Annotated in this window: 19 protein-coding genes; 1 reads left to right on the plus strand and 18 read right to left on the minus strand. The window is 38.4% G+C overall.

Annotation, left to right across the window (positions count from 1 at the left end; all coding sequences use genetic code 11):
• Position 1: 1 nt before the first annotated feature.
• The 7 genes from oadA to H4J76_RS16015 form a co-directional block, all read right to left on the minus strand.
• Positions 2 to 1771, minus strand: a complete 1770-nt coding sequence (gene oadA, locus H4J76_RS15985) for a sodium-extruding oxaloacetate decarboxylase subunit alpha (protein WP_182217346.1) — start codon at positions 1769 to 1771, stop codon at positions 2 to 4.
• Between the two features lie 10 nt (positions 1772 to 1781).
• The gene (locus H4J76_RS15990) at positions 1782 to 2072 is read right to left on the minus strand and encodes an OadG family protein (RefSeq protein ID WP_182176059.1); all 291 of its coding nucleotides are present in this window, start codon (positions 2070 to 2072) and stop codon (positions 1782 to 1784) included.
• 741 nt (positions 2073 to 2813) lie between these two features.
• A complete protein-coding gene (locus H4J76_RS15995; protein ID WP_182222857.1) occupies positions 2814 to 4424 on the minus strand; it encodes a GMC family oxidoreductase in 1611 nt (536 codons plus the stop codon).
• Between the two features lie 3 nt (positions 4425 to 4427).
• Positions 4428 to 4967, minus strand: coding sequence for a hypothetical protein (locus H4J76_RS16000; RefSeq protein WP_182230926.1), 540 nt, complete (start codon positions 4965 to 4967; stop codon positions 4428 to 4430).
• A gap of 121 nt (positions 4968 to 5088) precedes the next feature.
• Positions 5089 to 5964 carry a D-hexose-6-phosphate mutarotase gene (locus H4J76_RS16005; RefSeq protein WP_182230927.1) on the minus strand — a complete coding sequence of 292 codons (876 nt, stop codon included), beginning with the start codon at positions 5962 to 5964 and terminating at the stop codon, positions 5089 to 5091.
• Between the two features lie 742 nt (positions 5965 to 6706).
• On the minus strand, positions 6707 to 7975 hold the full coding sequence (locus H4J76_RS16010) for an amidohydrolase family protein (protein ID WP_182230967.1): 1269 nt from the start codon (positions 7973 to 7975) through the stop codon (positions 6707 to 6709).
• An 11-nt stretch (positions 7976 to 7986) separates the two neighbouring features.
• Positions 7987 to 9411 (minus strand): amidohydrolase, encoded by a 1425-nt coding sequence (locus H4J76_RS16015; protein WP_182217337.1) that lies wholly within the window; start codon positions 9409 to 9411, stop codon positions 7987 to 7989.
• A 699-nt stretch (positions 9412 to 10110) separates the two neighbouring features.
• Here H4J76_RS16015 and H4J76_RS16020 point away from each other — a divergent pair.
• On the plus strand, positions 10111 to 10314 hold the full coding sequence (locus H4J76_RS16020) for a hypothetical protein (protein WP_182230928.1): 204 nt from the start codon (positions 10111 to 10113) through the stop codon (positions 10312 to 10314).
• Between the two features lie 1103 nt (positions 10315 to 11417).
• Here H4J76_RS16020 and H4J76_RS16025 read toward each other — a convergent pair.
• The 11 genes from H4J76_RS16025 to H4J76_RS16075 all read right to left on the minus strand — a co-directional run bounded on the left by H4J76_RS16025 (position 11418) and on the right by H4J76_RS16075 (position 23899).
• Positions 11418 to 11723, minus strand: coding sequence for a DUF1289 domain-containing protein (locus H4J76_RS16025; RefSeq protein WP_182230929.1), 306 nt, complete (start codon positions 11721 to 11723; stop codon positions 11418 to 11420).
• Positions 11724 to 11779: 56 nt separating this feature from the next.
• Positions 11780 to 13309, minus strand: coding sequence for a SulP family inorganic anion transporter (locus H4J76_RS16030; RefSeq protein ID WP_182230930.1), 1530 nt, complete (start codon positions 13307 to 13309; stop codon positions 11780 to 11782).
• 188 nt (positions 13310 to 13497) lie between these two features.
• Positions 13498 to 15117: a glucose-6-phosphate isomerase gene (pgi, locus tag H4J76_RS16035; protein WP_182230931.1), complete on the minus strand. Its 1620-nt coding sequence runs from the start codon at positions 15115 to 15117 to the stop codon at positions 13498 to 13500.
• Positions 15118 to 15531: 414 nt separating this feature from the next.
• Complete coding sequence (gene galU / locus H4J76_RS16040; RefSeq protein WP_182221000.1) at positions 15532 to 16431, minus strand: UTP--glucose-1-phosphate uridylyltransferase GalU; 900 nt, start codon at positions 16429 to 16431, stop codon at positions 15532 to 15534.
• A gap of 144 nt (positions 16432 to 16575) precedes the next feature.
• The gene (locus H4J76_RS16045; protein WP_182221001.1) at positions 16576 to 17610 is read right to left on the minus strand and encodes an NAD-dependent epimerase; all 1035 of its coding nucleotides are present in this window, start codon (positions 17608 to 17610) and stop codon (positions 16576 to 16578) included.
• A gap of 24 nt (positions 17611 to 17634) precedes the next feature.
• Positions 17635 to 18801 (minus strand): nucleotide sugar dehydrogenase, encoded by a 1167-nt coding sequence (locus H4J76_RS16050; protein ID WP_182230932.1) that lies wholly within the window; start codon positions 18799 to 18801, stop codon positions 17635 to 17637.
• Entirely contained in the window at positions 18798 to 19931 is a 1134-nt protein-coding gene (locus H4J76_RS16055) for a glycosyltransferase family 4 protein (protein ID WP_182230933.1), read from the minus strand. Before H4J76_RS16055 ends, H4J76_RS16050 begins: the two co-directional genes overlap by 4 nt.
• A gap of 27 nt (positions 19932 to 19958) precedes the next feature.
• The gene (locus tag H4J76_RS16060) at positions 19959 to 21104 is read right to left on the minus strand and encodes a glycosyltransferase (RefSeq protein WP_182230934.1); all 1146 of its coding nucleotides are present in this window, start codon (positions 21102 to 21104) and stop codon (positions 19959 to 19961) included.
• Entirely contained in the window at positions 21098 to 21673 is a 576-nt protein-coding gene (locus H4J76_RS16065; RefSeq protein WP_220466044.1) for an acyltransferase, read from the minus strand. The genes H4J76_RS16060 and H4J76_RS16065 overlap by 7 nt, the downstream gene beginning before the upstream one ends.
• On the minus strand, positions 21673 to 22854 hold the full coding sequence (locus H4J76_RS16070; protein WP_182230935.1) for a hypothetical protein: 1182 nt from the start codon (positions 22852 to 22854) through the stop codon (positions 21673 to 21675). Before H4J76_RS16070 ends, H4J76_RS16065 begins: the two co-directional genes overlap by 1 nt.
• Before the next feature lie 28 nt (positions 22855 to 22882).
• A complete protein-coding gene (locus H4J76_RS16075; RefSeq protein ID WP_182230936.1) occupies positions 22883 to 23899 on the minus strand; it encodes a glycosyltransferase in 1017 nt (338 codons plus the stop codon).
• Between the last annotated feature and the right edge of the window lies 1 nt (position 23900).

Consider the following 23900-nt stretch of genomic DNA (forward strand, 5'->3'; position numbering starts at 1 on the left):
TCTATCCTAAACTCAATAAAGCTTGACCAACAGTTACAGAATCGCCTTCTTTAATATCCACTGAAGTGACGGTACCTGAGTTAACTGCACGAATTTCAGTTTCCATTTTCATTGCTTCCATAATGATAACAACTTCACCGGCTGCAACTTCATCACCTTCATTAACTAACACTTTAAATATATTGCCAGCAAGTGGTGCATTTAACGCTTCAGAAGTTGATGAAGACGGTTTTGATGACTGACTGCTACTAGGCTGAGTAATTTGGCTAATATCGCCTCCAGGGCCTACAACGACGTCAAACACCTGACCATCAACACTAACGGCATAACTTTCTGGCGCAGTTGAACTTTTAGCGGGTGCAGAGGCTGCTACCGCATCTTCAATCGTAGGTACAGGTTCGAATGCATCTGGGTTATTTCTATTTTCTAGAAATTTCAGTCCTATTTGCGGGAACAATGCATACGTTAAAACGTCATCAATCACTTCATCGGCTAAATCAATCTGTTTCTCTTTAGCAAGTTCTTCTAATTCTGCAGTAAGATTATCAAGTTCAGGTTTAATTAAATCAGCGGGACGACAAGTTATCGCTTCAGCGCCATCTAAAACACGCGCTTGCAATTCGGCATTAACTTTATCGGCAGTTGCGCCATATTCACCCTTTAAAACACCGGCTGTTTCTTTAGTGATTGACTTATAACGCTCACCCGTCAATACATTTAATACCGCTTGCGTACCAACAATTTGCGAGGTTGGTGTCACTAATGGGATATAACCTAAATCTTTTCTTACTTTTGGAATTTCAATTAACACTTCATCAAGCTTGTCTGCAGCGCCTTGTTCTCTTAACTGCATTTCCATATTTGTTAACATGCCACCAGGAACTTGAGCAAGTAAAATACGCGCATCGATACCTTTTAAGCTACCTTCAAATTTGGCATACTTTTTACGAACTTCACGAAAGTAAGTGGCAACTTCAGCAAGCTTAACCATGTCTAAACCGGTATCTCGTTTGGTACCTTCAACTATCGAAACAATCGTTTCTGTCGGTGAATGACCATAAGTCATACTCATTGAAGAAATAGATGTATCGATAACATCTACATCGGCATCAATAGCCTTCATGTGAGTAGCAATACTTAAACCTGTGGTCGCATGACAATGTAAAGCAATAGGTAAAGAGACCGTTTCTTTTAGACGACCAATCAATTCTTCAGCGTCGTAAGGTTTTAATAGACCAGACATGTCTTTGATACATAAAGAATGCGCGCCCATATCTTCAATTTGCTTAGCCATCGTCAGCCAACCTTCAAGAGTATGCACTGGACTCTCGGTATAGCTTAATGTGCCTTGCGCATGAGCGCCGACTTTTACTGCTGATTTAATCGCTGTTTGTAAATTACGTACATCATTCATTGCATCGAAAATGCGAAACACGTCAATACCGTTAACATGAGCACGCTCAACAAACTTCTCGACCACATCATCAGCATAATGACGGTAGCCTAAAATATTCTGACCGCGAAATAACATTTGTTGTTTAGTTTTTGGCATCGCTTTTTTTAATGCGCGTAAACGTTCCCAAGGATCTTCACCTAAATAGCGAATACAAGAGTCAAACGTAGCACCACCCCAAGACTCAATTGACCAAAAACCAATTTCATCAAGTTTTGGCGCAATGGGTAACATATCCTCAAGGCGTAAACGAGTGGCGAGCAATGATTGATGACCATCTCTTAAAACAACTTCAGTGATACCTAATGGCTTTGTCATGAGTTTATTCCTATTTAGTTTTATGGGTGCTTGAGCTTTGATTATGTTGTTTGCGGTATTGCGATACAGCAGAAGTAATTGCTGCCACCACTTTAGGTGAAACACCATCAACATTTTGTTTTGTTTTTTGATTTGAGCGGGTAGATCTTGTTTGGACAACGGCATCTGGAAATTTGATAGCGAGGCGTTTTAAAACGACATTAATAAAAACAATCATTAATCCCAAAAAGATAAAAACGAAGACCATGCCAGCAAACATTAACGTGCCCGCTTCTACAAATAATTGGTTTAGGTGTTCCATGAAAAGTCTCATTCAAACAAAAAGTTTTATTAGAATAATCACTCCAATGCCTAAAAAGCAAACTAATTATTGCAGTTTCATAAAAATAATTTCGTGTCAATCTAGATTAGAGTAAATATTCAGTATTTTTAGCGTTTTATTAAGAAAAAACTGTATATTTACCATATTGTATACAATATAGTATTCTTATATTGCTGAGCTAGCGAGATAAAAGTCAGTATAATATACAATATACACATAGCTTTGATTTATTCTAAATATGTGCATAAATATATAAAGGGGGTTTAATTAACAAATAATCAACTGCTTTAGCATGTGTATGAGATAGCTATTTTGAACAAAGCAAACATAAGATACCACAGTCAAAAATCCTGAATGTTACTCCGTCATCCAGAACACATCTCCGTCATCCTGAACTTGTTTCAGGATCTGAACTTAGAACCAAAAAAGCAGATACTGAAATAAATTCAGCATGACGACAAGAGTGTTAAGCGAACACCGTTATCCTAAACACAACACCATCATCCTAAACACAAAACCGTTATCCTGAATAATCTCCGTCATCCTGAACTTGTTTCAGGATCTGTACTTAGAACCAAAAACGCAGATACTGAAATTAATTCAGCATGACGACAAGAGAAATAAATTCAGCATGATGAAAATTGTGCTAATAATTATAATTCGGTCTATTTTTCATCGTAAGTTTAGTTGTTTTCTTGTCTAACGCCAAAAATAAAACCTTTATAATTCATTCAATTTTTTAGCAAGTTTGGTCGCTTGTTTACAAACTAAACTATAAATAGAAAGTTGCGGGTTAGTACCAATAGATGTGGGAAAAACAGAACCATCAAATACCCATAAATTATCTAAATAATGGTACTTACAATCACTATCGACTAAGCATAGTGCTTTGTTTTCACCCATCGCTAAGCCTCCCATAACGTGAGCGCTACCAATTAAGTTGTTGCTGACTTTATGCTCAAGTTCATTAAAACCGGCTTTAAAAGACTCAAAGCTTTCAAACCATTGTCCGTGTTGATGTGCGGGGCGAACTCTTTTAGCACCAGCAGCAAACTGCACTTCAGCCATAGATAAATAAGCGCGTTTAACCCCATCAAATAAATAATCATTCATCGGATAATCAACAATCGGGCTACCGTCATCAGAAAGCGTTATTTCAGCGCCTTCACTATCAGCGTCAAAGCCATCACGTAACAAGGCTAACATTGCATGGGTATTATTCAGCTTTGCCATATCCTCAACATGTTTAGTGCCGTGGCCCATTAACATAATTGAAGACATAGCCGGATGTAATGGCGGTACCTCTAACTTATAACTTAACGGCCCGGTAGCACCATTTTGCCATTGATAATGATCACTATAAATAGTTTGTGGCGCACCATAAAAAGGCGATATTTCTTTATCAAATTGAGCAAAGGAGAAAACAGTTGGATGCAAGAAGGTTCTTTTACCAATACGATTATTCGGATCTGGCGCTTTAGAGCGTAACATCAGTGCTGGGCCGTTAATCGCGCCAGCTGCTAAAATAATATAAGGTGCTTTGGCGATGATTTTTTTCGCTGTCTTTTTCTTATTATCATCGAGCGCAAAACATTCTACGGCTGTTATTTTTTTATTCTCAATAATTAACCGTTCGACACGAGCTTGATAAAGTAATGTGGCACCATGTTCAAGCGCATCTGGGATAGTGGTAACTAGCATCGATTGTTTTGCGTTGGTCGGACAGCCCATACCGCAGTAACCTAAGTTCCAGCAGCCTTTGACATTGCGCGGAATAACTTTCCATGGAATATTGAGTTGCTCACAACCTTCTTTTAGCACCGCATTATTTTCATTCGCTCCACCTTGCCATGGCGTGACATTTAGGCGCTTTTCCATTTGTTCAAACCAAGGGACCATATCGCTGCTGCTACAGCCTTTTACCTGAAATGTTTTTTGCCAATAATCTAGGGTTGGTGACGGTGTTCTGAAGCTTGAGGTCCAGTTGATTACCGTAGTTCCACCAACACAGCGCCCTTGCAAGATACCAATGCCACCATCTTTTGTGGCTCGCCCAGCATTTTCTTGATACAAATCGGCATAGGCAGTTCGTTCATCCATTTTAAAGTCACGGGTCGACTTTAATGGCCCTTCTTCTATCATCAACACCTTTAGCCCTGCCTGTGCCAATATTTCAGCACTTGTACCACCACCAGCCCCAGTGCCAATAATAATGACATCGGCGCTAATAATATTGGTATCTAGCTGATTAGCATTTACCGTTTGCTTGGTGATCGCTTTATTTGCTGAGTACGGATCGCTAATACCACGAATTTCAGAGACTATTTTCACGTTTTATTCCTGCGATGGATATATTTTAGGAGGGCCTGGGTATCCCGCTTGTAAATAATTTTCTGACTGAGCATACCAACTCATAATAATCAGCTTACCTAAAGAAGCGTAGCCAGTACGTTTTAATGAAAATAGGCTATTTTTCCAACCTTGTAGGAAGCTTTCAATTTCTTTCGCTGAGGTTACGTTCCAATCACTGGTCGGTGCACCAACAAGATAACGAAATGTCGTCGATGACATTAAATCAAACAGCTGCCGTAATTGCTTTTGGGAGTGTTCACCTAAAGTAATTATTTGTTGGTCAACAGCCATTAATAAGCGCATTCCAGCGTCTTCAGCTAATACACCAGGATAGTTACTCTTTAACATAACAGGGGCAAGTGCTAATAAAAAATCAGCATCAGATGCCTGAAGAAAATCAAATTTTTGTAGGTTTTCTGTACCTGGGTTGGCAAGTGCTATAGCAGACAAGCTACTGCCAACCAACAAGATGGCACTGCCAAGCAGACTAACTTTAAAGAATTCTCTACGACTTGTATTCACACAGCCACCAAAATTATAAAAGATAATACCAACTGGTATTACCTGTTAATTAATCATCAAAAGATAAAGGATAATAGCGACAAAGTCTAGTGGCTTAAATTGAGTGCTGTTTTTGATGTGTTTATGTTAGCGTGACTTTCTGCCCGATCATCACGGTCTCATTCGCTTGGACAACTTGCCTGTCAGTATTAGCTGCCTCTAAACAAACAAATTCTTTTTCAGCGCCAACATGAAGATCTTTCATTCTCTGAGCAACCTCAACGCCGGGATTCCATAAAACCCACTGCTGACAATTTGTGGACGATACATTAAGCGTTCTTTGCCATTGTTTATCTTCGATTAAGCATTGTTGGTTAGTGTAATAAATACGATCAACTTCACCCAGACAATTTTCTAAAGCAGCAAGCTGCTGTTCTTTACCCGTAACTTTGTCATCAAAGGGAAACTCAGCTAACGGTGCTACCGTAATATTTTCTGGTGCACTAACGGCAAAGTAACTGTGTAATGCCGCTGAATATTCAAACGCCTTGGATGATAAATTACTAATAAATAATTTTTGTTCAAATTGATCAGAAAAAATTAACTGCTGCTTCAATTGGTATTGATGAGGCCATAATGGGTGCTCATTTTCTCCAGACAAAGATAAAGTTACCGTAACCCTGTCTTTAGCAACGATCACGTCATCAAGTTGCCAATTTCGTTGACGAGCAAAACCATGATTACCCGCTTTTTCACCGCTAGGTGCTTGATATGGACCAAACCATGGCCAACATAAAGGGATCCCACCTCTAATAGGCGTTCCCTGTTCAAAAATAACGTCATCACTAAGCCAAAATACCGGCTTTTGGTTAGCCGGTTGCCAAGCGAGAACGTGACCACCATATAAACTTATTTTTGCTGTACAAGTATTATGGATAATTTCTAGTGCATTTATCTGATCGGTAAGCGAAACTTGCTTAATTTGACCAAATTCATTTTCAGCAATAATTGATGACATACAACCCCAAGCGGTATTTAGACAGTAATAAATAAATCATTATAACGATAATACAAATAACCGTCATCTTGAATACTACTTCGTCATCCTGATACCAACTCCGTCATCCTGAACTTGTTTCAGGATCTGTACTTGATCTACAAAGACCAGATACTGAAATAAATTCAGCATGACGACTAGAGAAATAAATTCAGCATGACGACAAAAAGGCTACACGATTACCTACTCCCTGATACCAACACCGTCATCCTGAACTCGTTTCAGGATCCGTACTTACAACAACAAAGACCAGATACTGAAATAAATTCAGCATGACGACAAAAAGGCTACACGATTACCTACTCCCTGATACCAACACCGTCATCCTGATACCAACACCGTCATCCTGAACTGGTTTCAGGATCTGTACTTATAACCACAAAGACCAGATACTGAAATAAATTCAGTATGACGGCATGGGAGTGAGACAATGCGAATAATAAACAAACCACTCTCCGTCATCCTGAACTCGTTTCAGGATCTGTACTTATAACCACAAAGACCAGATACTGAAATAAATTCAGTATGACGACTAGAGAAATAAATTCAGCATGACGACTAGAGAAATAAATTCAGTATGACGACTAGATAAATAAACTCAGCATGACGGCAATGGTGCTAAACAACAAAGCGCAAAAAAAAGGCATTAAACGAATTATCGTTTAATGCCTTTCGCTATCGAATAGCAAACTGCCAATAAGGGTTACTTCGTGTAACCTCTTGGCATATCACTCTCAGTGGTATAGCGTTTACGCAGTTTGTCTTGGCGACTCTGCGTTGAGGTCTCTTTGCCATTAATCCACATTTTATCTACTTTCGTACTAAGCTCGAAAGGGTCAGCACTCCATAAAACTAAATCGGCTTTTTTACCAACGGCAATACGACCCGCATTAATGTTAAAAGCATCGGCAACATTGGCAGTAACAGCGGCAAGTGCTTGGTCTTTAGTTAAACCATTAGCAATTGCATTACCCGCTTCAAAACGCAGCTGATACAAGTTATGTGCATCGCTTATGGCTAAAGCAACATTGATACCTGCTTGGGTTAATTTCGCCGTATTGTCTAGTGAAGAATGTAGCGAATCAAAACTACTCGGTAAGTTATCTAAAGCGCCAAATATAACAGGGACTTTCGCTGCAGCTAATTGCTCGGTAATTAATATCGCATCAGCACCGCCAGCAATCACTAAATCAAGATTAAACTCAGCTTTTAATTTCAGTAATTCGAGTAAGTCTGTGGCGCGGTCAGCATAAGCTACAAGCGGTTTATCACCGGCTAATAAGGCGTTGATAATTTTTTCATCACGCTTTAGTTCTTTTGGTTCTTTTTGCTTCTCGTCAGCCTTTTTGTCTTTTTTCGCTGTTTTAGCGTCTTCAGCAGCTTTGGTTAAGGCTTTTTGGGCGTCTTCAAGCGTGTAACGCAGTTTTTGTAAGTTTAGAGCGCGTGAACCACTGCTTTTAGCACCAAGATCTATGATGACGGCATTTTCTTTAATGTAAACACTGTCAAACTCGCCTGAGAGGTCTGTTACAAAGGTTTGCCCTTTGAACATACTATCACCACCGCTAGGCACTGAAACGTTACTGGTGATACCACCTTTGCGTGTATAAGGCACAACCGTTGAGCGTGGGTTAAAAGCGATTGATGCATCAAAAGTGATGTCTGCTTTTTTATCACTAGCATCACGGGTTCTTGATACTGCATTTACCTCAACCAAACCTAATGAATTCATAGAACCAATTAAACCCGGTGTCAGTATTTTCCCCATCGCATCGAAGGTTACATCAGCAACAATTTTTTCAGGGTTAATCGCAATAATTTTTCCGTCATCAATAACAACCGTGGCATTTGTTAAAACACCCTGTTCAGTAACCGTATGAATAGTGGCATTGGTTATTGCTAAACTTTCTGCGTTAGCATGGCTTATTGCCGCTAAAGCAAGTGCAACTAACGAGGCTTTAAATAATTTAATATTTTTCATGATTACTGCCCTCCCTTTTTAGGTAAAGCAGGAACTTCAGCTTGCCCTAACATAAAGTCACTTGTTGCTTGGTATTTATCATCAAAACGGTCATACACTTTTGCACCATCAACAAATACTTGTTCAGCTTGTGCATAAACGCTGAAAGGACTTTGGTTCCAAAGCACTACATCCGCATTTTTACCCGCTTCTAAACTACCGGTTTTATCATCAATACCTAAAGATTTAGCTGCATTTAAAGTGATCCAACGAATAGCTTCTGCTGGTTTTAAGGCAAAACCATTCTCGTTAGCACGGTACATGACTTTACCTGCTTCTTGATTTAAACGCTGAATAGTACTGTTTGAGTCTGAGTGAACAATCGCACAAGAGTTTTTCACCGCGTTAACAACCGCAACGTTTTCGTGGATCATGTCGTAAGCTTCCATTTTGAAACCCCACCAATCAGGCCACATGGCTGCACAGTTTCCATTTTCAGCTAATAAGTCAGCAATTTTGTAACCTTCAATCGCATGATGAAAAGTCCCTGACTGGTAATTAAACTCTTTACCCAGATCAATCATCATCGCCATTTCTTCAGCTTTGTAACAATGATTGTGAATTAAAATTTCACCGTCGAGCACGCCACGAAGGGTATCAAGCTCTAAATCTCGTGCTGGCGCTAAAGGATTTTTCCCCGCTTCATAGTCACGGTCGTATTTTTCCCAGGCATGTTTATACTCAGTCGCTTCTGCCCAAGCCATGCGGTAACCTGCCATGTTGCCCATACGAGTTGAGGGTAATATTTTACGGCTACCGTAAACACGCTTAGGGTTTTCACCACAAGCCATTTTTAAACCATAAGGCGCTTCTGGAAACTTCATGCCTTGCATCGTGTGGCTTGATACATTACGAAGCGTTACACCACGACCACCAAATAAATTAGCAGAGCCAGGTAAAATTTGCATTGTAGTAACACCGCCAGCACGGGCAGCATTAAAACCAGGATCTTGTGGCCAAATACTATGTTCAGACCAAACTTCAGAGGTATTGGGCGAACTCATTTCATTACCGTCTGAATGTGACTCAGCCGACGGGCTTGGATAAACCCCTAAATGCGAATGCACATCGATAACACCAGGCGTAACCCATTTATCTGTTCCATCAATTTCGACAGCACCCGCAGCGGACAAATTTTTGCCCACTTGAGATATTTTTCCATCAGTCATCAACACATCAGCATTATCAAAACGCTCACCATTACCAATTAATACCGTGGTATTTTTGATTAATGTCGTTTGCTTAGGTAGAGGTTGATAAGTACTCGGATAAGGGTTTTTATTAATAGACACTTTTGGGTCTTGCTGCTCAGACTCTAAACAGCCAGATAACGCGAGTGATACGCTAAGCGCCAACAACGTAGGCGCGATGCTTTGCTTGATATGCATTTAATGCTTCCTGTGCGGATTATTATTTTGGGGTTTAATAGTCAACAATAAAATGATTTGAACAATACGGCAAGTGAACCTGAGCCAATTACGTCCAATGGTTATACATTCACGGTGAATGGAGAATGAAGCAAATAAATAAGAGTATTTCAGATACTAAAAGCACATAGTAAATTTGCCTTCTGGTTTTTGCTCACTCCCATGCCGTCATACAGAATTTATTTCAGTATCTAGCATCTACTCACTTCCATGCCGTCATGCTGAATTTATTTCAATAGCTCGTCTTTGTAGATCAAGTACAGATCCTGAAACAAGTTCAGGATGACGGTGTAGGTATCAGGGAGTCGGTGATCGTGTAGCCTTTTTGCCGTCATACTGAATTTATTTCAGTATCTGCTCTTTGTAGAGCAAGTACAGGTCCTGAAACGAGTTCAGGATGACGGAGAGTGGTTTGTTTATTATTCGTATTATCTAACTCCCATGCCGTCATGCTGAATTTATTTCAGTATCTGGTCTTTGTAGAGCAAGCACAGATCCTGAAACAAGTTCAGGATGACGGAGAGTGGTTTGTTGATGATTCGTATTATCTCACTCCCGTGTCGTCATGCTGAATTTATTTCAGTATCTGGTCTTTGTAGAGCAAGCACAGATCCTGAAACAAGTTCAGGATGACGGAGAGTGGTTTGTTGATGAATCGTATTGTTTCACTCCCATGTCGTCATGCTGAATTTATTTCAGTATCTGGTCTTTGCAGAACAAGGACAGATCCTGAAACGAGTTCAGGATGACGGTAGTGGTTTGTTTATTATTCGTATTGTCTCACTCTCATGCCGTCATACTGAATTTATTTCAGTATCTGGTTTTTGTAGAACAAGTACAGATCCTGAAACGAGTTCAGGATGACGGAAAGTGGTTTTTTATGATTCACATTTTCTCACTCCCGTGCCGTCATGCTGAATTTATTTCAGTATCTGGTCTTTGTAGAACAAGTACAGATCCTGAAACGAGTTCAGGATGACGGAAAGTGGTTTGTTGATGATTCGCATTTCTCACTCCCATGCCGTCATGCTGAATTTATTTCAGTATCTCGTCTTTGTAGAGCAAGTACAGATCCTGAAACGAGTTCAGGATGACGGAGAGTGGTTTGTTGATGATTCGTATTATCTCACTCCCATGCCGTCATGCTGAATTTATTTCAGTATCTGGTCTTTGTAGAGCAAGCACAGATCCTGAAACAAGTTCAGGATGACGGAAAGTGGTTTGTTCACGATTCGCATTGTCTCACTCCCGTGTCGTCATGCTGAATTTATTTCAGTATCTGGTCTTTGTAGAACAAGTACAGATCCTGAAACGAGTTCAGGATGACGGAAAGTGGTTTGTTCACGATTCGTATTGTCTCACTCCCATGCCGTCATGCTGAATTTATTTCAGTATCTGGTCTTTGTAGAGCAAGTACATATCCTGAAACGAGTTCAGGATGACGGTGTTGGTATCAGGGAGTCGGTAATCGTGTAGCCTTTTTGTCGTCATACTGAATTTATTTCAGTATCTACTCACTCCCATGCCGTCATACTGAATTTATTTCAGTATCTGGTTTTTGTAGAAAAAGGACAGATCCTGAAACGAGTTCAGGATGACGGAGAGTGGTTTGTTTATGGTTCGCATTTTCTCACTCTCATGCCGTCATGCTGAATTTATTTCAGTATCTCGTCTTTGTAGAACAAGAACAGATCCTGAAACGAGTTCAGGATGACGGAGAGTGGTTTGTTTATGGTTCGCATTTTCTCACTCTCATGCCGTCATGCTGAATTTATTTCAGTATCTGGTCTTTGTAGATCAAGGACAGATCCTGAAACAAGTTCAGGATGACGGTATTCGTTCATGGCTGAATTATTCGTGAAAAGTGACGGTATTCGTTCAGGACTGAATTATTCATAAAAAGTGACGTATTCGTTCAGGATGACAGAGTATTTTCTAGGCTCAAGAGTCTGTTCAGAATGATAGTCTTAGAGTTCAAAATCACCAAAATCGAGATCTGTTGAGGGATCTAGCTTTGCTTTTGATTGGGGATCAAGTAACGAAGGTTGCTGTGTTTCTATCTGGGTTGGAATAACTTTAACTTTCGGTTTGGCATTTTTACGTTTTTTGCGTTGCAAGCAGCGCTTAACTACTTTTTGTTTGTTATCAGACGTTAAGTTTATCCACGTTTGGCGTTCTTCACGCGTACGGTAGCAGCCAAGACAATTGCCTTTTTCATCAGACTGACACACACCCATACAAGGGCTGGGAACATCAAAAAACTCTAATTGCATAAAAACCTTCGGCCAAACTTAAAAAGCCTATACATAATGTATAGGCTTGTATCATATTAGTCTAATTTATCAGTAGCAATATGATAGTCAGGGTCTTCAATCACGTTTATTTCAACTAGACTACCCGCTTTGGTTAATAACTTTGTACATTCACTGCTTAAGTGTCTTAAGTGCATGGTTTTGCCGCGCGACAAATAACGGTCAGCTAAGGTATCAATCGCTTCGATAGCCGAATGGTCAACAACGCGTGAATTTTTAAATTCAACGATAATGTCGCTACTTGCTTCATCCATATCAAACTGCTCTAAAAAGTTTGCAACCGAACCAAAAAATAACGGTCCCTTAACATCATAAACGGTTGAGCCATGCTCGTTAGTAGAGCGATGCACAGTAACGTGTTTTGCATGTTCCCAAGCAAACACTAGCGCTGAGACAATAACACCAACAACAACAGCAATAGCAAGATCTGAATAAACAGTCACACCTGAGACAAGAATTATCACAAAGGCATCAGCCTTAGGCACTTTGCCTAAAATGCGGAAACTCGACCATTCAAAGGTACCAATAACAACAATAAACATAACGCCGACTAAGGCCGCTAGAGGGATTTGTTCAATTAAACCTGAGGCAAATAAAATAAAGCCAAGTAATGCTAGTGCTGCAGTAATGCCTGATGCTCGACCTCGACCACCTGAGTTCACGTTGATCATTGATTGACCAATCATTGCACAACCACCCATGCCACCAAAGAAACCCGTAACAGTATTTGCTGCACCCTGTGCAATACATTCCTGGTTACCACGGCCACGAGTACCGGTTAACTCATCAATAAGGGTTAACGTTAATAATGATTCAATTAAACCAATCGCTGCTAATACGATAGCGAATGGAAAGATGATTTTTAACATTTCTAAATCAAATGGTACGCTAGGTATGCTAAATGTTGGTAATCCGCCGGCTATAGAGGCAACATCACCCACTAACTTAGTATCTAGGTTAAGGCCGAAAACTAAGAATGACACAGCAACTATCGCAACCAATGTTGAAGGTACCGCTTTAGTTAACTTAGGGAAAAAATGAATAATTGCCATGGTTAAAACAATTAAGCCTGCCATGGTATAAAGAGGTGCTCCTTGCATCCATTCTAATTCACCCGCGTCATTAGTAAATTTGAATTGACCAAGCTGAGCTAAAAATATAACGATAGCTAAACCATTAACAAAGCCAAGCATAACCGGATGGGGTACTAAGCGGATAAACTTACCCAGTTTAAAGATACCAGCAAGAATTTGCAGTAAGCCAGTTAATACCACCGTAGCGAATAAATACTCAACACCATGAATAGCCACTAGACTCACCATGACAACAGCCATAGCGCCGGTTGCACCAGAAATCATGCCAGGGCGTCCACCGAAAACAGAGGTAATTAAACCCACCATAAAAGCAGCATATAAACCAACAAGAGGGTCAACACCAGCAACAAATGCAAAAGCAACAGCTTCGGGCACTAGCGCTAAGGCGACGGTAAGTCCTGAAAGAACATCGTTCTTCAGGTTAGAAACTTTACTGGCATGTAATTCGAACATTGCACTCTCATTTTATGGATAGTGGGGTGTAACCTGACGACGTCCTAATAATAGGAAAACTTAACAAGAAGCGTTAATTGACTTATTTGAGGGTATATCAAGGTAAAAGCGCGGGAATACTATAGATTTGCCGTGAAAAAGTCAATAACTAGCCACTTTTATGACTAGTTATTGTTCATATTTGAATGCTATTTATTAGTAGAACTATTAAAACGTTTGATTAGGTTTTGGCTTGAAGCTGACAGCATTGACATTTCGCCACCATTGATTGCTGATAAAATACTGTTGCCTAATTGTTTACCTAATTCAACACCCCATTGGTCAAAAGAATTTAACTGCCAAATAACACCTTGCACAAAAATTTTATGCTCATAAAGTGCAAGCAACGCCCCTAAATTTTCGGGTGTCATTTCTTCAAGTAATAACGTGTTACTAGGCGTATTACCTTTCATGGTTTTATGTGGCGCAAGTGTAGAAATTTCGTCAGGTGTTAAGCCAGCAGCGTCAAGTTCACCTTCAACTTCATTTAAGGTTTTACCGCGCATTAACGCTTCACTTTGCGCAAAACAATTAGCCACTAATACTTGATGATGCTCAGGCAAATTGCTCGCGCCTTTTAAACAGACAATAAAGTCGGTAGGAATAATATCATCACTTTGATGCATTAATTGCATAAAAGCATGCTGACCATTTGTCCCCTCTTGACCAAAAACAGTGGGGGCGGTTTGCCACGCTAACTTCTCGCCAGTATTAGATACTGACTTACCATTACTTTCCATATCTGTTTGTTGTAGATAACCGGGTAAAGCCCGCAAAGAATGGTCGTACGGTAAAATAGCAAGGCTTGAATACTGCAAAGCATTACGATTCCAAATACCAAGCAGTGCCATTAACACCGGCATATTCTGCTCAAAGGGAGCATTTTGAAAATGCTGGTCCATTTGATAAGCGCCCTGCTTCAGCTTATTGAAATTTTCATTGCCAATCACTAAAGCCAGCGGTAAACCAACAGCAGACCAAAGCGAAAATCGTCCGCCTACCCAATCCCACATCGGAAGAATGTTTTTTTCTAAAACACCAAACTCAGTCGCTTTAACGATATTAGTACTAACCGCAAACCACTGTTTTTCAATAATATCAGCATCACAAGAATGCTTAAGCATCCAGTTTTTAACCGCAAGCGCATTTAATAATGTTTCTTGGGTGGTAAAGGTTTTAGAGATAACAACAACCAAGGTGGTACCAACATTCAGCTTAGCGAGTTTCTCTTCAACTGCAGCGCCGTCAACATTGGCAATAACATGCGCATTCAAGCCGGTGGTATGAAAAGTACTTAATGCAGAAAGCGCCACTTTAATACCGTAATAAGAGCCACCAATACCAATAGCGATAATATCAGTAAACTTTTCACCAGAAGCTGAAAGTAACGTTCCCGAACTAATATCATTAACGATGTCGGCCATGTGCTGCTCAGTGGCAATAACTTCGTCAGCTTGTGCACCTAATATTGCTTGTTTTGTTTCGTCAGGGGCACGAAGAACGGTATGAAGCACGGCACGTTTTTCAGTGTTATTGATAACTTCACCACAGAACTGCGCGTTGATTTTTTCAGCTAAACTAGACTTTTCTGCTAATTCAAAAAGCTGATTAAGTTCTGTTGCGTTAATGTTTTGTTTAGAGAAGTCGAGGTATAGACCGGCATTGCTAGTTGAGTATTGATCAACACGGGTTTGGTCAGTGGAGAACAATGAAATAATTGCCCGAGACTTAGCCGCTTTCGAAAGCGCTGATAAAGAAGATATATCCATATTTATACTTTTCTTATAGTAAATTTAAAATAGGTGAAGGCTAGTCATGCTGGTACTAATACCGTTATTCTGTGAGATAACCGTTATCCTGATACCAATAACGTCATCCTGTGGGATAACCATCATCTTGAACACTACTCCGTCATCCTGAACTTGTTTCAGGATCTGTACTTATAACAACAAAGACCAGATACTGAAATGAATTCAGCATGACGACAAGAGGACTAAACAATCACCGACTCTCTGATACCAATACCGCCATCCTGTTGGATAACCGTCATCTTGAACACTACTCCGTTATCCTGAACTTGTTTCAGGATCTGTACTTACAACAACAAAAACCAGATACTGAAATGAATTCAGCATGACGACAAAAGTTCAAAGTTCAAAGTTCAAAAGTACAAAAAATAGTTGTTACTTCATCAAGTCGGTTAAATATGCTCTGAAATCATCAGCTAATTCTGGGTGGCGTAAACCGTATTCAACATTCGCTTTCATATAGCCCAGTTTAGAACCACAGTCATGTGACTTACCTGTCATATGGAAAGCTTCAACCGTTTCTTTTTCCATTAACATCGCAATAGCGTCAGTTAATTGAATTTCATCGCCAGCACCTGGAGGTGTTAGCTTTAATAAATCCCAAATTTTTTCAGAAAGGACATAGCGACCAACAACGGCTAAGTTTGATGGCGCGTCTTCCATCGCTGGTTTTTCAACAATAGCCGTCATAGTTTTTGACTCGCCGGGGGCAAGCTCAACACCACCACAATCAACCACACCATAACTACTTACTTGCTCCATTGGTACAGGTTCAACCATAATTTGGCTGTAACCACCCACTTCATCATAACGCGTTAACATCGCCGCTAAATTTTCGGTTTTCAAATCGGCCGTAGCATCATCTAAAATAACATCAGGAAGTACCACAACAAAAGGTTCGTTACCAATAATAGGACGAGCCTTCAATACAGCATGACCCAAGCCTTTCGCTTCACCTTGACGAACATGCAGTATGGTAACGTCTTTCGGGCAGATCGCTTGAATCTCTTCAAGCAACTGACGCTTTACGCGATTTTCTAAAGTCGTTTCAAGTTCAAAAGATTTATCAAAATGATTTTCAATGGCGTTTTTTGAAGAATGGGTAACTAGCACAATTTCTTTAATACCCGCCGCAACACATTCATTAACGATGTATTGGATCATCGGCTTGTCTACAATTGGCAGCATTTCTTTGGGAATTGCTTTAGTTGCTGGCAACATACGAGTACCAAGACCCGCTACTGGAATTACCGCTTTTGTTATTTTATTTGTCATTTTCGTCCCTAAATTTTTACGATAACTAATATTAAAGGGACTTTTAGCAATTGTCACGGTGAAATAAACATTTCCCCCCAACAAATAAAAAATGACATCAATTGATGTCATTTTTATCGTGAAAAAATTTTAGCCTGATATTATTTATTTTTTGTAGAACTCTCTATACCAGCTAATAAATTCAGCAACACCTTTGGCGACAGACACTTGTGATTTGTAACCTGCAGCGTCAAATAAGTCATCAACTTCTGCATAGGTTTGATAAACATCACCCGCTTGCATTTCACGAAAGTTTTTCGTAGCTTCAATGCCCAGTTCATCTTCAATGGCCTTAACAAAACCCATCAAATTAATAGGTGAACCATGGCCTATGTTATAAATAGCATAAGGTGCAGAACTAGAAGCAGCAGAACCACTTTCCACTTTCCAAGTAGGATCACGAACAGGAACAACATCAGCGATGCGAACAATACCTTCAACAATATCGTCTACATGGGTAAAGTCACGCCACATATCACCATTATTGTTAATATCAATCGTATCGCCATCTAAAATTTTCTTAGTGAATATATAGGGCGCCATATCAGGTCGTCCCCATGATCCGTAAACCGTGAAAAATCTTAACCCCGTAGTTGGTACGTCATAAAGATGTGAATAACTATGCGCCATCAACTCATTAGATTTTTTGGTTGCAGCATAAAGCGATACTGGGTGGTCAACTGAGTCGCTCGTCGAAAATGGCGTTTTATTATTCAAACCATAAACCGAACTAGAAGAAGCATAGATCAAATGTTTAATATTATTGTTTCTACACCCCTCAAGAATGGTTAAGTGACCAATTAAATTTGAGTCAGCATAAGCCATAGGATTCTCGATTGAATACCTAACACCCGCTTGTGCCGCTAAGTGAACAACACGATCAAACTTTTCATCGGTAAATAATGTCGCTATCCCTTCACGTTCGGTGAGGTCTAACTTTATAAATCGAAAAACACCATTATCATTTGTGGTATTTTTAACAGTAAACTTATCTAATTCCGCTAAACGAGCGAGTTTAAGGTTTACATCATAATAATCATTTAAATTATCAATACCAACAACGTCATGCCCTTGTTCACATAATCGTTTCGTTAGATGAAAACCTATAAATCCGGCTGCACCGGTTACTAAATACTTCATAATTATCCCTTAATCCGAAGCAAACTAATCATTACCAAAAAGGTCACGTGTGTAAACTTTGTCAGCAACAAAGTCTAATTCTATACACATTCGATTAGAAACAATAACATCAGAAATTGCAGCAAACTCATTTAAATCAGTAATAACTTTTGAGTGAAAGAATTCAGCTTCGGTTAATTCAGGTTCAAAAATAACAACTTCAATACCTTTCGCTTTTATGCGTTTCATAATACCTTGAATAGAAGACGACCTAAAATTATCAGAACCACTCTTCATAATAAGGCGATATACACCTACTACCTTCGGGTTACGCTTGATAATAGAGTCAGCAATAAAATCTTTTCGGGTGCTGTTAGAATCAACAATAGCGCTGATAATACAGTTAGGTACATCTTTATAATTAGCACGTAGTTGCTTGGTATCTTTGGGTAAACAATAACCACCGTAACCAAAAGAAGGGTTATTATAATGGTTACCAATGCGTGGGTCTAAACTAACACCTTCAATGACTTGTTTAGAATCTAAGCCATGTGCTTCTGCGTAGCTGTCTAACTCATTAAAATAGGCAACACGCATAGCAAGGTAAGTATTTGAAAACAGTTTAACAGCTTCAGCTTCTGTTGAATCCGTGAACAGAATATCAATATTTTCTTTTATAGCACCTTGAGCAAGTAAATTAGCAAAAACTTTTGCGCGTTCACTATTTTCACCAACAATGATTCTTGACGGGTGTAAATTGTCATACAGCGCCTTACCTTCGCGAAGAAACTCAGGAGAGAATATTATATTTTGACAATTAAACTTTTCTCTTACGCTTTGTGTATAACCAACCGGTACAGTCGATTTTATAACCATAACCGCATTTGGGTTAATGGCTAAAACATCTTTAATAACAGCTTCAACTGATGACGTATTGAAATAATTAGTTTCAACGTCATAATCTGTTGGTGTTGCTATGATTACAAAATCAGCATTTTTATATCCGAATTCTTTATCTAAAGTCGCGGTAAAGTTTAAGTCTTTATTTAATAAAAAATCTTCAATCTCAACATCAGAAATTGGCGATCTTTTATCATTTAACAGCTTAATTTTTTCTTCAATAATATCAACCGCAACCACTTCATTGTGTTGTGCTAATAACATAGCATTTGATAATCCTACGTAACCTGTTCCTGCAATAGCTATTTTCATAACATTTCCATTTTATTTTGAATACATACATCAACAGCAGCTAAATACTTATTGATCACTATTTTTTCGTCAAATTCTTTTTGAATCTTTTCTCGGCTCTTTAGGCCCATTTCAAGTCGTTGTTCATGAGACATCTCAATGATCAACGATAATTTTTCAGTCAAACTTTCACTTGAACGGGGTTCACAAAGATAGCCATTAATTCCGTCATCTACAGTTTCACGGCACCCAACACTGTCAGTTGTTACAATAGGCTTGCCCATGGATCCCGCTTCGAGTAACGATTTTGGCACGCCCTCACGATAATAAGAAGGCAACACCATACAATCGACTTTTGCTATTTCTTGTTCTACATTATCAGATACACCAAGGTAGTTAATGATCCCCTCCTCGACCCAGGAATTCATATCAACAGTAGATACGGCCGAAGGATTATTGACATCTAAAAAGCCTAATAAACATAATTCTACATTCGTGCCATATTTTTGTTTTAAGTTACGCGCCGCATCAACATATTGTTGAATGCCTTTGTCATATAACATACGTGCAATAAGCAAGAATCTAACTTTGTTATCATCCGGTGCAGGAGTGAGTGTGAAACGTGACAAATCAACACCTGAACCAGGTAACCTATCAGTTGGCACCATTGTGGTTATCTTGTTTTCTAAAAAAAGCTGGCGGTCCTCTTCATTCTGAAAAAATAATTTAGAGGCTTTAGATTGGCTAATCTTATACAAAAACTTTGCTATTTTAGAAGTAATACTTTCATTGATAAACAAAATACCTAATCCAGCAATATTATTAATAGCTTTAGTGTTATTAAAATGAGCCGCTAAAGTACTGTAAATATTATTTTTAGGTGTAAAGTTTAAAACAACATCAATATTTGTGGTTTTATAAATATGATAAAAATCGAAAAAGGTTTTGATATCACGGACAGGATTTGTACCACCTTGATCGATTTTAATATCAATAAACTTACAACCTAATGCAGATAATTTAGCTGAATACTCATCTTCAGGTGCTATTGCGATAACTTGGTAGCCCTGTTGTAACAAAGCCGTTATTGTGTTTTTTCTAAAGTTATATAAATACCAACTGGTGTTAGCACTGATAGCGATAGTCGCCATAAAAATTAAACCTTATAAATTGATCTATTAAGGAGCATGATTTAATGCAAATTGTTTGTAAAAAGAAATTCGCTTAATTAGTATCAATTTCTTATCGTATTCCTTTGCCTTCTGTAGACAACTGATTGATTGGACCTGATAGTTATTCTCATCCTGTATTGTCATTAATAAAGAACTTGAAAGTGAGCCAGAATTACCAGGTTTAAATACATATTTTTTCGATAATAATTCAGGAATTCCTCCAACATCAGACCCAAAACAGGGTAACCCTCTGCTCATAGCCTCAACCAAAGCACGCGGAAGACCTTCCGTAAAGCTAGGTTGAACATAAATGTCTAAATCATCTAACCAAACATTGACTTTACTTTCTCCGATTAAGACATTAGTAAAAGAGCACCATGACGGTAAGTTACCATTGTCCAGTATGAAATTTTTTCCTTCTCCACCCAAAACTTTTAAAATAATATTTAAACCCGATATTTTTCTTGCTTGGGATACAGCATCTAAAGCAATTTTTATTCCCTTAAGTTTTACATCAGGGTTACCAATAACACCTATTGTAAATGTATCAGACGTAGGAAATTTCCGAGCAGGTAAGACTTCATTAATACCAGCGTCAGAAATTGCCGCTTGCATTCCATTTGAAGGATATTTTTTCTGTAAATATTTACTAGTTACATATGTAATAACGTCTGCATTGAGGCAAGCCTTACGCATACGCCACTCTAAAAATGGTGCATATATTTTTGCTAATAAATCGCCTCGATATTTTAAGCAATCATAAGCATTAGCAACGACCTCAACCAACACCGGCTTATTGGTTTTTTGTGCTATATCTAACGCCATAAGACCAATTTCACTGGGCAAACGAACAATTACAGCATCATGTAATAAGATTGACTGTGCAAGCCGTTCTCTTATTTTCCCTCGGTGAATTAAACCGGTAACACTAGCCAAATTAGGCAACGTTTCAACATCTAAATTAGGTCCATTAACAATGGATACTCCTAGATCAAGCTTGCTGACTGATTTCCCACGAGTAACGAGAGTTAGGTTTTTAAAAATGTCCAAATAAAATTTAAATTTAGAATAATCCAGCTTGCCCGCTGAGTAATATTTACCTTCAAATTCTGAAAGTAGATGGTCATGGCAAAAAAGTACATTTTTTAACATATTTTTTTTATTTTCTTAGCAGGTACACCTGCATAAATAATACCTGGAGACTTTTCTACACTTTTTGATGTTACAACACTACCCGCTGCAACAATACTACGAGATGGGATTGATACTCCTGACAAAATACGGGCACCACAACCCACCCAAACGTCTTGTGCAATATGAATTGGAGAAAGTAGAAGTTTATTATACTTTATAGGTTTATCAATTTCTCCCCAAGAGTGTTCAAAACTAATCAGGGAACAATTGTGCGCTAAAGAGGTGTCATCTCCTATCGATATACCTCCTTTGGCATCAATATAGCTAAACTCATGAATACTAACATTATTGCCAATCTCAAGTTTACTTGGACTTTTAATCACTACCCAACGAGCAATATAAACATTATCCCCTATTTTTGGGGATATTGACTTTAATAAAACATACCTTATACCCACACCGATTAAAGTCGGCATTGATGATGCAATGGAAAACAGTGTATTCAATAATGAGCTAGGTAATACAGACAATACCTTTGCTAATATCAGTAATATAAAGTTAAAATATTTAAAAATAAATCTTCCCATCAATCCCCCTTTAATTTAATCGATGACTTTCGCGGTTTTATTATTTTATATTTTTTAAATATAACTAAGCAAACACCAATACTAAACAAAACAAAAAGAACGTTGCCAAAGTAATTAGCCCCATACCATTGGATCCTAAATTGTTGTACAAAAAAAGCAATAAATACTACTGAAAAATAAGATTTAAGCAAAAAGAGTTTTTTAAATAGGTAACCATATAAAAAACCTAAGATAATTACTCCGATTGGACCAGATACCATCATACCAACCGAGTAAAAAAGTCCCCCTCCAACATTGTGGATATGCTTCTTTGTTACCAAAGAAAAATTGAACTCAGAGCTGGCACCGCCCATGGGAGACATAGGGATATATGAAAGAATAAGGTTAACCAGTGGCATAAGGTCTAAAGGTTTATTGTAAAAGAACCAAACAGAAGATAAGTATACATGCACAACATCCACCGCAGTTCCAAAATTTGTGATTGCAAAAGAAACCGAGAGTAACAGTTTTTCAAAAGTAATATCTCCACCTGCACGCGATAGTCCGCCATAAACCCCAACAAACATAAAGATAGTGACGACAAAAACTAAACGTGTGATAGAGAACACTGTCTGTTTCTTATTAATCATAAATAAGGCTAATAATGCCAGGATAAAATCGACTCTTTCCCCTTTCGATAACATAAATAAAATGATAATAAACATAATGATGTTTATAGCATCGACTTTATATTTAAAATTACGTGAAAGTGTGGTCAAAGCAAATAAGACTATTACCAAACTACCAGCAGATCCAAAGCGACCTTCAGTGAACCCAAATGCACCTGGATAAGCTACAAATAATGATAAAATAAATAGAAAAAGGCAAATCGTTCTTAAGAGAAAAGAAAAAGGCACCCGAAAGAAGGTAAATTCATTGTTACGAATATTCCAAATCATAATAATGAAGGCAATATATGAGCCTAAGCTAGAATAAAAACCAATTCGTATATAGTCAGAGTAGTAGCTCATTCCTACATTACCAATTATCCTCGTTGCAGGGAGCCCTAGGTAAAGCCCTGCCATTATCCAAATAGGATAAGCATATATTAGTATAGGTAGCCTTAATAGAAAGCTTTTGAAAAAAAATAGTGGAGCAAAAACTGCCAAACCAATAGCAAAAAAAACAACTTGCAAAAGCAAAATACATCCCTCACATTAAACCTAAGTACTAACGTCTAGTAAATAGTAGATAAGCTTTTAACAATAACCGAGGGTAATTGCGAAAATTACAAAAAAAACTGTATACAATGCCAAATTTTTCTTCTGAGTTTTTACACTTTGAAATTAAAGATTGAAATAATACATAATTTTTCGAAAAAAGAGCTATACGCGCTCCTACATAATACTCATGCATTAGAGCATACTCCAAATCTCGCTTGTGTTCCGCTGGTATAAAGTCAGCTAGCTCTTTAATCGAAGATTTATGCTGTCCAAGCAGCTTAAGGATTTTTTTCTCTGTTGAATGGCTCATAGATTCGCTCCAAGATCCCTCATTACCTTTTCTATAAGCAGATTCCAGCCCTGATATATATAGTGCCCCATTAGCCGCTGAACCTAATACTTGCATGTAAAAATCACCTACTGGTGCATTAGCAAGTACCTGATTAAAACTCTCCAACAATTCTTTTTTAAACATTAATGACGCTGTTGGCATGTAAGCACCACCGCCACGAATTACAGTAGATAACAAACAAATTTTATTTAAATCACCTAATGATACACCGACTTGAAAGCTTCCATTAGGATAAATATTTTGTGATGAGTGAAAACTAATACATAGGGATTTATGTTCTTGCATTGCCAAATATTGGCACTTTAATTTATTTGTGCTGATCCAGTAATCGTCGCCTTCGCAAAGAGCAATATACTCGGCCTTTGTATTGTTAAGTGCTATCAAGGTAGGCAATGTTGGTTTTTGAGAGTATTTATTATCTACTTGTTGAATTACTCGAATTATCGATGGATAGTTTTCTGCATACTCTTTAATTATTTCTGTCGTTGTATCTGTTGAAGCATCATCATGGATTATTATTTCAAATTTATAATCACATTCTTGTTGTAGAAATGAGTTGATTGCCGTTTTGATGTATTGCTCTTGATTATATGTCATACATACAACGGAAATATAAACTTTATCAATATATTTCCAGCTATTAATGATTTCTTGTTCAGATCTTAATTGCAAC

This window comes from Colwellia sp. BRX9-1, from assembly GCF_014077195.1.
In the GTDB taxonomy this organism is placed as follows: Bacteria; Pseudomonadota; Gammaproteobacteria; order Enterobacterales; family Alteromonadaceae; genus Colwellia_A.

Coding starts and splice junctions, on each gene's coding strand:
- H4J76_RS16030 (WP_182230930.1), bottom strand. CDS start 13,309: ATGTTCGAATTACATGCCAGTAAAGTTTCTAACCTGAAGAACGATGTT.
- pgi (WP_182230931.1), bottom strand. CDS start 15,117: ATGGATATATCTTCTTTATCAGCGCTTTCGAAAGCGGCTAAGTCTCGG.
- H4J76_RS15990 (WP_182176059.1), bottom strand. CDS start 2,072: ATGGAACACCTAAACCAATTATTTGTAGAAGCGGGCACGTTAATGTTT.
- H4J76_RS16005 (WP_182230927.1), bottom strand. CDS start 5,964: ATGTCATCAATTATTGCTGAAAATGAATTTGGTCAAATTAAGCAAGTT.
- H4J76_RS16060 (WP_182230934.1), bottom strand. CDS start 21,104: ATGTTAAAAAATGTACTTTTTTGCCATGACCATCTACTTTCAGAATTT.
- H4J76_RS16045 (WP_182221001.1), bottom strand. CDS start 17,610: ATGAAGTATTTAGTAACCGGTGCAGCCGGATTTATAGGTTTTCATCTA.
- H4J76_RS16055 (WP_182230933.1), bottom strand. CDS start 19,931: ATGGCGACTATCGCTATCAGTGCTAACACCAGTTGGTATTTATATAAC.
- H4J76_RS16065 (WP_220466044.1), bottom strand. CDS start 21,673: ATGGGAAGATTTATTTTTAAATATTTTAACTTTATATTACTGATATTA.
- galU (WP_182221000.1), bottom strand. CDS start 16,431: ATGACAAATAAAATAACAAAAGCGGTAATTCCAGTAGCGGGTCTTGGT.
- oadA (WP_182217346.1), bottom strand. CDS start 1,771: ATGACAAAGCCATTAGGTATCACTGAAGTTGTTTTAAGAGATGGTCAT.
- H4J76_RS16050 (WP_182230932.1), bottom strand. CDS start 18,801: ATGAAAATAGCTATTGCAGGAACAGGTTACGTAGGATTATCAAATGCT.
- H4J76_RS16015 (WP_182217337.1), bottom strand. CDS start 9,411: ATGCATATCAAGCAAAGCATCGCGCCTACGTTGTTGGCGCTTAGCGTA.
- H4J76_RS16025 (WP_182230929.1), bottom strand. CDS start 11,723: ATGCAATTAGAGTTTTTTGATGTTCCCAGCCCTTGTATGGGTGTGTGT.